14 protein-coding genes are annotated in these 10,664 nt (G+C 43.8%); 6 read left to right on the top strand and 8 right to left on the bottom strand.

What is annotated here, in order from left to right; translation table 11 throughout:
• Positions 1-165 precede the first annotated feature (165 nt).
• From P5674_RS13170 to P5674_RS13160, 3 genes are all read left to right on the top strand, one after another.
• A complete protein-coding gene (locus tag P5674_RS13170) occupies positions 166-399 on the top strand; it encodes a hypothetical protein (protein ID WP_035737841.1) in 234 nt (77 codons plus the stop codon).
• A gap of 230 nt (positions 400-629) precedes the next feature.
• The gene (locus tag P5674_RS13165) at positions 630-1,334 is read left to right on the top strand and encodes an esterase/lipase family protein (RefSeq protein ID WP_006619346.1); all 705 of its coding nucleotides are present in this window, start codon (positions 630-632) and stop codon (positions 1,332-1,334) included.
• A 17-nt stretch (positions 1,335-1,351) separates the two neighbouring features.
• Complete coding sequence (locus tag P5674_RS13160) at positions 1,352-1,570, top strand: RNA-binding S4 domain-containing protein (RefSeq protein ID WP_006619347.1); 219 nt, start codon at positions 1,352-1,354, stop codon at positions 1,568-1,570.
• A gap of 16 nt (positions 1,571-1,586) precedes the next feature.
• Here the strand turns inward: P5674_RS13160 and purU are convergent, their stop codons facing one another.
• The 4 genes from purU to P5674_RS13140 all read right to left on the bottom strand — a co-directional run bounded on the left by purU (position 1,587) and on the right by P5674_RS13140 (position 5,185).
• Positions 1,587-2,441, bottom strand: a complete 855-nt coding sequence (gene purU, locus P5674_RS13155) for a formyltetrahydrofolate deformylase (RefSeq protein WP_006619348.1) — start codon at positions 2,439-2,441, stop codon at positions 1,587-1,589.
• A gap of 31 nt (positions 2,442-2,472) precedes the next feature.
• Positions 2,473-3,126 (bottom strand): hypothetical protein, encoded by a 654-nt coding sequence (locus P5674_RS13150; RefSeq protein WP_006619349.1) that lies wholly within the window; start codon positions 3,124-3,126, stop codon positions 2,473-2,475.
• Positions 3,127-3,142: 16 nt separating this feature from the next.
• Positions 3,143-3,691: an SLATT domain-containing protein gene (locus tag P5674_RS13145; RefSeq protein WP_006619350.1), complete on the bottom strand. Its 549-nt coding sequence runs from the start codon at positions 3,689-3,691 to the stop codon at positions 3,143-3,145.
• 90 nt (positions 3,692-3,781) lie between these two features.
• Positions 3,782-5,185, bottom strand: coding sequence for a sensor histidine kinase (locus tag P5674_RS13140; RefSeq protein ID WP_006619351.1), 1,404 nt, complete (start codon positions 5,183-5,185; stop codon positions 3,782-3,784).
• Positions 5,186-5,547: 362 nt separating this feature from the next.
• Here P5674_RS13140 and P5674_RS13135 point away from each other — a divergent pair, with 362 nt between their 5' ends.
• Both P5674_RS13135 and P5674_RS13130 read left to right on the top strand, forming a co-directional pair.
• Entirely contained in the window at positions 5,548-5,865 is a 318-nt protein-coding gene (locus tag P5674_RS13135; RefSeq protein WP_006669290.1) for a DUF3155 domain-containing protein, read from the top strand.
• 182 nt (positions 5,866-6,047) lie between these two features.
• Complete coding sequence (locus P5674_RS13130) at positions 6,048-6,170, top strand: hypothetical protein (RefSeq protein ID WP_286167352.1); 123 nt, start codon at positions 6,048-6,050, stop codon at positions 6,168-6,170.
• An 18-nt stretch (positions 6,171-6,188) separates the two neighbouring features.
• On the opposite strand, the gene P5674_RS13125 is transcribed toward P5674_RS13130, so the two are convergent.
• From P5674_RS13125 to P5674_RS13110, 4 genes are all read right to left on the bottom strand, one after another.
• Positions 6,189-6,728, bottom strand: coding sequence for a cofactor assembly of complex C subunit B (locus P5674_RS13125; protein ID WP_006619353.1), 540 nt, complete (start codon positions 6,726-6,728; stop codon positions 6,189-6,191).
• 30 nt (positions 6,729-6,758) lie between these two features.
• Positions 6,759-7,109, bottom strand: a complete 351-nt coding sequence (locus P5674_RS13120; RefSeq protein ID WP_006619354.1) for a PadR family transcriptional regulator — start codon at positions 7,107-7,109, stop codon at positions 6,759-6,761.
• Positions 7,110-7,258: 149 nt separating this feature from the next.
• Complete coding sequence (locus tag P5674_RS13115) at positions 7,259-7,942, bottom strand: hypothetical protein (RefSeq protein WP_006619355.1); 684 nt, start codon at positions 7,940-7,942, stop codon at positions 7,259-7,261.
• 13 nt (positions 7,943-7,955) lie between these two features.
• Positions 7,956-8,789: a M15 family metallopeptidase gene (locus P5674_RS13110; RefSeq protein ID WP_006619356.1), complete on the bottom strand. Its 834-nt coding sequence runs from the start codon at positions 8,787-8,789 to the stop codon at positions 7,956-7,958.
• A gap of 340 nt (positions 8,790-9,129) precedes the next feature.
• On the opposite strand from P5674_RS13110, the gene P5674_RS13105 reads away from it, so the two are divergent.
• Positions 9,130-10,632 carry an efflux RND transporter periplasmic adaptor subunit gene (locus tag P5674_RS13105; protein WP_006619357.1) on the top strand — a complete coding sequence of 501 codons (1,503 nt, stop codon included), beginning with the start codon at positions 9,130-9,132 and terminating at the stop codon, positions 10,630-10,632.
• Positions 10,633-10,664: the final 32 nt, after the last annotated feature.

The following is a 10,664-nucleotide window of genomic DNA, read 5'->3' as shown; positions in this document are numbered from 1 at the left end:
CTTCTGCTGCTGAATGGGAGGGGTAGACCGTGAGGTCTATCTCGACCCCTAATACTAGAGAAGACAGAAAAATAATCTGGCTGGTTTTCAGACATATTGAAAAATATTTAACTAAAACAACTGATGATCATGGACTTCATTTAAGAGACAACGAAATCAACAACAATGGACTCTAATGTATTACCAGATATAGTCAAACTGGGAACTGATGGCATTACAGTTTTTTTAGTCTGGCAGTTAATGAAGCAAAACCAGAAACTGATATCAGAGGTTAACTCCAGAGACAACGAACTAATGAAGCTGATTTACACAATCCTAAATCAATATAGGCAGTACCCAACAGAATTAAGCGATCGCACTAGCCGAATTAACCGTCCCAGAGCAGAAAGCAATGAGTAAGTTATCATACTGGCCCAATGGATGACAGCCTACTGGGAAAATGGACAAAATAAGTACAAATTCCCACCTAGGACAAAAAAGCGATCGCATTAAGTCCCTTGACACCAATCTGTACTCGCACAAAACGACAAGGGTAAACGCTTCATTGTATCATTTGATTTAAGTCTTGGAGGCGATCGCCAAGATTTGCCAACTGCTCAACGGACTCAAAAGGATTTAATTGCTGAAAAATGCCCAGACCTACTGTGATTATTCCCGGCTATTTTGCCTCATTCAAAGACTATCAGGAGTTAGGACAATTCCTGCAAAGGGAGGGAATACCGACCCATATTGTTCCCATCAAAAAACGCGATTGGTTGCCGACAGTTGGCGGTAGGTCAATGGTGCCGATTTTGCGTAAAATTAATACGACGGTACAGCAAACTAGGCTTGAGTATAGTTCTGATCAAGTTAACTTAATTGGTCATTCTGCTGGGGGTTGGATTGCCAGAATTTATATGGGAGAAAAACCCTATACTATTCATAATGATGTTAAGGAAGATACCCAGGGTTTGTGGAATGCGCGACCATATATAAAGAGTCTCATCACCTTGGGCACTCCCCATATTAGTCAGGAACAATGGACTCGCAAAAATTTGGATTTTGTCAAGTTTAATTATCCGGGTGCATTCTATGAAGATATCCGCTATATTTGTATAGCTGGTAAAGCGATTATGGGGGGACGTAAGCGAGGACAATTACTAGCTTATAACAGCTATAAAATAACTGTGGGGGTGGGAAATACTTGGGGTGATGGCATTACACCTATTGAGGCTGCCCATTTAGAAGGGGCTGAAAATATCACCTTAGATAATGTTTGGCATTCTCCCAGATCTCCAGGAAAGTGGTATGGTTCTCTTGAGGTAATTCCTGAGTGGATTGAGAAATTAAATTGAGAAATTAAATTGAGGAAATGGTGGTGAAAGTTACAGAACAAAACATCAAACTAGATAAGTTTTTGAAACGGTCGGGGTTAGTGCAAAGTGGCGGACAAGCTAAGGCTTTTATTCAGTCGGGTTATGTAATGGTTAATGGAGAAATAGAAACTAGACGGGGACGAAAATTAATAGAAGGCGATCGCGTAACTTTTAACGGGGAAACTTTCCCGGTTAGCCTACCAGATCAAATCTGACATGATTCGGCTAATTTCAAGCAAAAACTACGGTGCGATTACCATAGACTAAAACACGGTGTTGGAGGTGAAAACGGACGGCGCGAGATAATACTAATCGCTCTAAATCTTTGCCTTTGCGAACTAGGTCAGCAACTGTATCTCGGTGGCTGACACGAACAACATCTTGTTCTATTATAGGTCCTTCATCGAGATCTGCAGTGACATAATGGGCGGTAGCACCGATAATTTTTACCCCCCGGTCATAGGCGCGCTGATAGGGATTTGCTCCGGGAAAAGCAGGTAAAAAAGAGTGATGAATATTAATAATTGAAGGGAAACTACTAACAAATTGAGGGCTGAGAATTTGCATATATTTAGCTAAAACGACTAAATCTATTTTGTGTTGTCTTAATAACTCAAGCTGCTGGGCTTCTTGTGCGTTTTTAGTGTCGGGAGTCATGGGGATATGATGAAAGGCGATCGCCAACTGATCCGCAATAGGTTTAAGGTCGGGATGATTACTAATAATTAGGGGAATTTCCGCCGGAATTTCTTGAGCTTGCCATCGCCATAATAGGTCTAATAAACAATGGTCTTGCTTAGTCACCCAGATAGCAATTCTGGGGATAGTATCAGAAAAATGTAGTTGCCAATTTGCCTCTAAAGGTTTGGCGATCGCACTAAAAGCAGGCCCAATGACATCTCTGGGTAAATTAAAGTCTTTTAACTCCCATTCAATCCTAGTTAAAAACAATTGAGCTGAAGCATCAGTATGTTGGTCAGCGTGAATAATATTGCCACCATTAGAGTAGATAAAATTGGCAATTTTCGCCACCAGTCCACGACGGTCTGGACAGAAAACCAGTAAAGTAGCAGTAGGTGATTTCATCTTCATTTGGCTGTTGGTTTGATGGTTAATGTTAAAGATACTTATCCCGTAGCTTAACAGATTTGATAACTATAGCTTCCACAGCCATAGCAATATCCCAGGCTTCTGCTAACATTTGATGATCAGGGGTAGTAGAGTCTTGCCATTGAGGTATCGTTAAATTAGAAACATCACAGGGAAACAGATGGGACGATTGTTTAATTAAGGAACGATTCCGGCGAATCATTGCCTCTGTATTAAGGGTTCTAACCAATTCTTCCCTAATCATTTTCAAGGCGCTAAGAATTTGGGAACGGTCAGTGACTTTAGCGGTAGGATTTCCGGCATTTTCCAGTTGATCACAAAAGGCGATCGCATGAATAATTCTATTATATCGCTCAACTTGCATCCAAATAGCTATTAAAGATTTATGCCGCCAAGTTGTGATAATTTTCAGTGCATCATCAACAATTAACCCCAAACAGGCGATCGCATGAATGACGACCAAAACCGTTTGATCCGCTGGAAAAATCCCAATTAGTATCCCATAACTGAGTAAGACTAAACCCATAGCCAGCAAAGTTTTTAATGCCTCATGGAACAACTTTTTAACAGTAGCAGGTCGGTAGACTCGGTTGATACCCAGTCCGCTGAGGTGTTTAAGTTCTCCTCGGCTAATTTCTAAACCTTCTAAATCAGGTATCATGGCAGGATGTTTAGGCTTATTTTACATTGACTTTGCCATCATAATTCTCAGCAAAAGTGGCGACCAAATTTTTATCTTTAGACTGTTTGACAGATTTTTTATAAGCCCATTCCGGGGTAATTGGTAGAGGTTTTTTAAGTTCATTATACTGCTCATTTAAGGATACTAATTTTTCCAGTTCAACAATCAGATCCTGGGGATTAACGAGACAATAAAGCAAGAATTTATCATAAGCATCTCCCATTTGTTCATAGACACGAGAAGCGGCCAAGTGGTTACTAGCCCTATCCATAGGATTGAGAAAAGTCAATAAAGGAGCCAAACTCGCCACCATAATTGAAAATACAATATATAATCCATAGCTGGCGCCATTTTCCGCTTGCAAATCTGCGATCGCTTGCACACTAGCAGCGGCCGCTAAAACGGTGCTAGGAATACCGATATATAAATTAGTGTGAGACCAACGAATTGACACATAAAGATGCGCCCAAGACATAATTCTACATAAATTTCTTCTATCTTCGGCTCTAGCGAGAATATCCTCTCGTTTAACCAATTCATTCATGCTATAGATGTCCCTAGTATTTTTCTAGAACAGTGGGGTTGATTTTTCGGGTGGTAACTGCGCTCAAAAATTATACGATATCATGTGTGGCTATGAAACAGGAGAGCGACCGAAAGTGACGGGTAAGCCGATAATAAAAGTTGTTCCTGCTTCAGTTTTGGGAGTGACTCCCTGGGGTAGCCATTGAGGAAGACAGGGAGAATAGACCTGAATTTCTCCTTGCATTGGCTGGAGTAAATCTTGGACGATCGCCAAACCCAGGCCAGTACCAGGAATATTTCCTTGAGCTTGAATACCCCGATATCCTCTTTCAAATAGACGATCGCGATCGCCAGGCGGAATTCCTGGTCCCGTGTCACTGATAGCAATACCCACACCCGGATCAGGCCAATGGTTGATCGCATAATTCTGGGCAACTTTCAGATAAATCTCGCCGCCGGGGGGAGTATATTTAAGTGCATTATCCAAAAGATTGCTCATCACCTCCCGCAGGGCCTTAGCATTTCCTCTGACTGTAGGGACTTGTGGGGGAATTTCCGCAATACATATAAGTTGTCGTTCATCAGCGATCGCACAAGTGGCCGTCCATAGGGGGTTAATAATCTCCTGAACCTTAATCGGTTCAATAATATCAGTAGCAGGTAGCAAAACCGGGGACTTAGCCACTGGTGTCGGAGGTTCGGGGCTAGTGTTTACATATTCTACTGTGGCTGTTTGGCTATCTTCAATGGAGGAAAAGGGGAGACTGAGGAGATTTTCTCCTCTTTCCGCAGTGAGATCGACCTGTTGGAGTAGTTCCTCCATGCGATCGCTTTGGCTGAGGATATTATCAGCCAGTTTATAGTTACGGTCATCAGGGCTGAGGCGTTTAAGTAACAGTTTCCCAAAAGTCCGCAAAGCAGTCAGGGGACTTTTTAGCTGATGCAATAACCCCTGTAGAGTTTGGTATTCTTGGCTCTGTAGCTGATATTGCTGTCTAACTTCCTGTTGTAGCCATTGAGAACGTCGATCCAAAATACAGGCAGTAGTAAGAGTATGAGCGATCGCCCTAAGTTGTCGCTGTTCTTGGGAATTCCAGGGTCGGTCATCGCGACCTGTCACCAAAAAACCCATCACCATGCGATCGTGAATTAGGGGGAGGACTTGTTTTTGATGTGACTCCCCATCTTCCCAGTCCGACTCTGGGGATGGATCTGGTACTGATTCCACTTCTTCTGTCTCTGTCCTGGCAATAGTTTCTGATTGGGGGGCTACACTGGGGAGGAGACTAGGTTTAACAGACCAGGTAAAATCCGACTGGGGTAGTTGGATCAGAACTTGATCATCAGACCATGACCGAGGTATTTCAGGATAAGCGGCGATCGGGATCAGTTTTCCTGGCTGACCCGCCGCCCAATCTTCCGCCAGATATACCACACTTAAAGACGCTCCCAAACCCGTGATTAGGGAAACTTGAGCTTGACAAAGGGTGATAAATTCCGGACTGGTAGCCATGAGCAAGGTTTATTAACAATTAATTTAATCAGAACTAATTTACCCCGTGGTATGGTAGACTAACCCGACCCACAAACCATCAAACTTGATCTCAAAGGCGCTATCCCGATTATATAGTAGTCTGGAATTCACAGGCCACGGCTGTCCACTTTTGCCTTTTGAGAGTGATGGGACCATGAGAAACTCAACTTGGGGGTCAAACCATCTAGGGATAATCCCTTGAGTTCCAAAAAACCGGGTGATTATTTTTTATTTGTATCAATGTATTAAAATCTATTGAAATTTCTGGCCATAAGGTATATAATTCACTCGTATTTGGTAGCTAGATTTACACCCATCTGCTCAAAGAGGAGGTAAAGAAATTGGCTAGAAGACGTAAGCGCAAGAGCCGTCGCAGACAAGAGGGACGGCGCATTCTTGAATGCGTGCCTCAATATAGCATTTCCAGTGGCGAAGATAAACCGGTAACTGCCGCCCGCAAGTATATTCACTCTGAGGGCATAATTCCTCCGGCTTTGCTACTGGTCAAAAGAAACGAACACACGACCGATCGCTATTTTTGGGCGGAAAAAGGTCTATTTGGTGCTCAGTATGTCGAAGAAAACCATTTTTTGTTCCCCAGCCTAAAGCATATTGCTGAAAAAAACAATAACCTGGTGACGACAACGGCAAGAGTTTAGTTGTGGATGTTGTAACTGACAACATCATTTTTTGTGTCAGGATTCCGCCATATTTGGGGAGATCAAACTGTTCCGAACAGGGAGATTAACCAGACATTGGTTTGTCATCAGATTAACTTAATGTCGGCAGGAGTCTCCCGTTATACCAGAAGTTAACGGGAGGAGTATGCCGAGGACTAAGTATGAGAACCCTCTCTGATTTAATCGTTCCTGAATTGGGGAGCGTCCCCGTTGGCTTGGGGAGAGGGGGAGAAGCTAGGCGGCCAATTACTGGTCGTGCTAGGGGAATTAATGCCAAAAGTTAGATCGGGTTGCTATTAGCCTTAAATGTTCTCTGATTGCTTAGAAGCGAGAGCTTGTTTTAAGGTAGCCAGTTCATCTCTATGGGCTGTAACCCGAATCAGACTCTCGGTTCTGCTCTCAGAACTTCTGACGGCTTCCAGTTGTAGGAACACCTGCTCTGGTCGCTTGGCCTTTTGCCAATAAAAAAAGCCAGCCAGAGGAGACAACAGCACCAGGGCGAGAAAACCATAGCCAGAAGCGGGGATAGCCATTGACAACACCAAACCCAAACACAGGCTACCAACAGCGGTTAACAGGGTGAGGAAAATGGCCATGAACCAGCTAGGGCGGACTAAGCCTTCATAGGTGATCGAATTTTCCTGGCGATCAATAGCGATCGCACGGTAGGCTCGCGAGTGAAAATAATTCTGAATTTGGTCTAAGAGAGTGTCCGCGTCTTCGGGGACACAGATAGTTTGCTGCTCAGTTCGCTCCTTAACCGAAGCCTTGATAAAGAAAAACAGACCGACAGCCAATAACAGGGTCAGAAAAAAAGTCGATGGAATAACAGGAATGGTCATAAATTTCGGGAACGACTAGCGGACACTACACTAGACTATTTTACGGCTATTGGTGTAGTCATACCACAGTTGAGCCAGTTCTTTGGCTAGGGGACGACACTCGGGTAAAACTTGGTACATTCGGCGGGGTCTTCCTCGACCGTCAACCTTTTTCCAGTATCCGCTAATAGTTCCCTCCCGTTCCAAAAACTTCAAAGCGCTATAGAGAACTGTATCTGACAGACGATAGATCCTATATTCTTGCTCTAAGCGTTTAATCAACTCAGTTCCATAGGAGTCTTCACCCAAAAACACCGATAAGACATAGCACACCGCTAACTCCCGATTTAGATAAATCGGCGGCGGGTCTTGAAAAAATCGATAGATATCCTCAAAGGTCATCAGCCTGTCCCACTCCACATCCTTATCCTTACCTGTTTATGAAAACAGCAAGGGGTGTCCATTGACTTTTGACATCTAATTTATCGCGTTTTTCACTAAGCGTTTGGTCAATGAAATCACTATTTGAGGATATTTTGAGGATATTTGGATTAACTGGCTTTGCGATCGCCAATTAACCCATAACACTCAGCCACAGAAGCACCCTCAGCCATAGCCGCCGCCAAGGCTTCATAGGTACACCAGTTTTGTTTGAGCAAAGTTTGAGCCTGTAAGATAGCCCAGCGTTCCTTAATTTGAGCATCTTGAGGTGAGCGCCTTAATTGAGTCCATAACCGCCTAATATTCTGGCGATCGGAAACTCCCCCGAGAGCCTGATCATAAACCAAAATTTCGGCAGCGATACCCGCCATCCACACCTTACAGTATTTATCGATCGCCTCTGAAGAAATCACCCCATGGTTAAGTTGTTCCATCAACTCGACATCATTAAAGCGGACTCCTCCTTGGGCTTTTTGTCCTTGTCTAAAGGCTTCCCAAGCCGTCAGTGCATATCCTTCCACCGGAACACCCAACAAATAAGCCATCAAAAAGTGACCAGCTTCGTGGTGGACAATGCGATCGCGCCGAGAACCAGAAGCCCCCGCCAACCAATCCACTAAAATAGTCGATCCTTGACCCTGTAGGCTAAAAGTATCCAGAGTAGCCAATCCCAATAATACAAAAACCATCCCGGCTGGAACCGCCGCCGATATCTCCAACAGAGGCGCTACCAGGGTAGTTAAAGTCAGGGTAAAGATAGTAATCGCAATCAGATTTAAAGAAGTATCCCGCATTTATCACTTATTATCAATTGTCACCGTTCACTAGGTCAGAGGGAGACGCTACATCTATAGACCGCGCTTTATAGAAGGTTTCTAAACTATGGCGATCGCCCACATAACGCCAGTGCCAGGGTTCATAACTCACCCCCAGGGGGTTATCTTTCGGAAATGATAGCTCAAAACTATAGAAAGCCGCATTATCCAGTAGCCATTTAAAAGCCGGAGTTTGATCAAAAGTCTCTCTGAGATCCGTATCGGGAAAATTAGCATCAGCCACATCAATAGCATAGCCGGTGTGATGTTCACTGTAGCCAGGAGGGGCGCTTACTTGGGCGCGTTGACTGGGAACTTGTCCCCTTTGGGCTTTGATGTCAAAAAACAAAAATTCCTGATCTTCCAAACCCCGAAACCCAGATATCGGAACCAAAATAATGCCGCTTCTTCTGGCTGCATCAGTCATTTCCAAAAAGGCATAAGCGGCGGCGCGACGTAACCTGATTACACCATCAGCGGTAATATTTTTCAGTTCACTCTCGGGCGCTTCCTCATAGGGAAGATGTCCCAGAAGATTAACTGGTAGTTGGGACACTTGGTTAGGGATAACCGATGGTGTGGGTAGTGGGTTAGTTGTTGGTGGCGGTTGCATAGCATCAGTTGTTTCTGATGCTGAGAGGTTGATAGAGGTGCGATCTACCACAAAAATCCCAAATTGGTAGTTGAGGGCGATCGCCACCCCAAAGGCTGCTATAGCCAGGGCTAACCACTGCCAAAATTTTGGCGATCGCTTAGACTTACCCAGGTTACTATTATCAGACTTGGGAGTATCTCGAATCGCTTCGGGGATATCTTCGCTGGTCATGGGCGGAACATTATCCAAGTTCTTGTACATATTGACCCCGTTGAACAAAATCACAAAAAAAAGCAGGTAGGAACCTTAACAACTGATCAAGTAGTCCCCTCAGACTACTCCTGGTGGACAACTTAACTTGACGCGAGGGGACTCCTAACAGCTATATTAACTGCCATATACAGTATGTTAGCGGCATTACCCGGTTTTCTTTAGGGCAGACAGTGTTAGTTTGCTATCATATCGTAATTAGTACCATCGATGAGCTATTGCTGCCATCGATCAAGCTGGAAAACACCTCAAAAGCGATTGCCAACTACTATAGGTTAGCTCAAACAGCAACTTTGATACTGTGTCTATTGTAGATTATCCTGCCAAACAAGCCTATCAGCGGGGTCTCAAATGGATCATGGGTTCCGCCCTATTCGCTGTCGTCGGAGTGGGTGGAGTTTTGGGTTATGACCTTATCCAAAATCGACCACCAGCACCCATTTCCGCCGAGGTAATTCCTGTCCAACTCGGAGATGTCGAAGATCGCATTAATGAAGGCGGAATTTTAGAACTAGGCGGACAGCGTAGCATTAAATCTCCTGAAGATGGTGCGGTTGAAAACATTTTAGTACAAGTAGGCGATCGTGTCACCCAAGGTCAACAACTTATGACTTTACGCAACCCCAACCAACAAACCATTTTACAAAAGAAACAGCTAGAAATCCAAAAACAGGAAATTACTGTAGAACGCCATCGCCAAGAAGTAGCCGAAGCCCAAGAACAACTAACCGCCTCCCAACGTCAGTTACAAATTGACCAAGCACAATATCAGCAAGAATTAGCCTCCCAAAAAACCGTACAAGATTTAAAAATTCAGAGACTTGAATCTCAGGTTAATCGCCATCGCGAAAAAGTCGAAGAAGCTGAGATAGAATTAGCAGCGGCTGAGGAGGAATTAGCCAGCAGCCGAGAACTCCTAGAAAGAGGATTTGTTGCACAACAAGAAATTGAACGGGGAGAAGAAAGTGTACGTCAGCAAACCACCGCATTAAGAAACGCCAAACATGACCTCAATACTACCTTGATGGAATTAGCATCAGCTAAAGCCGAATTAATCACCGTTTCTACTACAGTTAACACTTCCCCAGTGGTAGAGTCTGAGATTAGGCTAAGACAGGCGCAAAGCACCTTGAGACAAAGCCTCAGTGAACTAGAACGCCTGCAAATAGAATATCAAGAGGAAGCACTTAAATTACAAAATTTTGTGATTACATCTCCTATTAATGGAGTGGTACTGAATATCAACGTTAGAGAGGGAGATGGACTCAATCGTGGTCACGATTTAATCACATTAGGCGACCCTAATCAGGAAATCGTTAGACTGCAATTATCAACCCTTAACGCCGTTCAAGTTAGACAAAATCAATTAGTCCGTGTTACCGAAATAGGGCCTAATCCTGAAGTATTTACAGGACGAGTAGACCAGGTTGATCTCGCCACCCGACAGTCGGAAGGAAATCAAGACTCAGGTTCAGGACAAGCCTCAGTTTTTGCTACTGTTAAATTAGATAGACCCACCGGACGTTTAATTCCCGGAAGTCCAGTTAGTGTAGAAATTGTCTTAAATCAACGAGAAAATGTTGTGGTTCTCAATACAGAATTAATCCAAAGAGAGAGAAACTCTCGCTATGTGTGGGTGTTAGATGATAATAATACCGCCCAAAAGCAGCCTGTCACCCTCGGACTCGAAGGATTACTACAAGTAGAAATTACCTCGGGTTTAAATTCAGGAGATTTAGTTATTTCTCCTCCCATAAACCACAACTTAGAACCAGGTAAATTGGTTATATATGAGCCTCAATAAATTTATCGTTTATGCCAAATTATACCACAGTT

The organism is Limnospira sp. PMC 289.06 (assembly GCF_032350395.1).
GTDB lineage: Bacteria > Cyanobacteriota > Cyanobacteriia > Cyanobacteriales > Microcoleaceae > Limnospira > Limnospira platensis.
The sequence above is the reverse complement of the archived record's forward strand: the minus strand, read 5'-3'. Positions and strand labels throughout refer to the sequence as shown.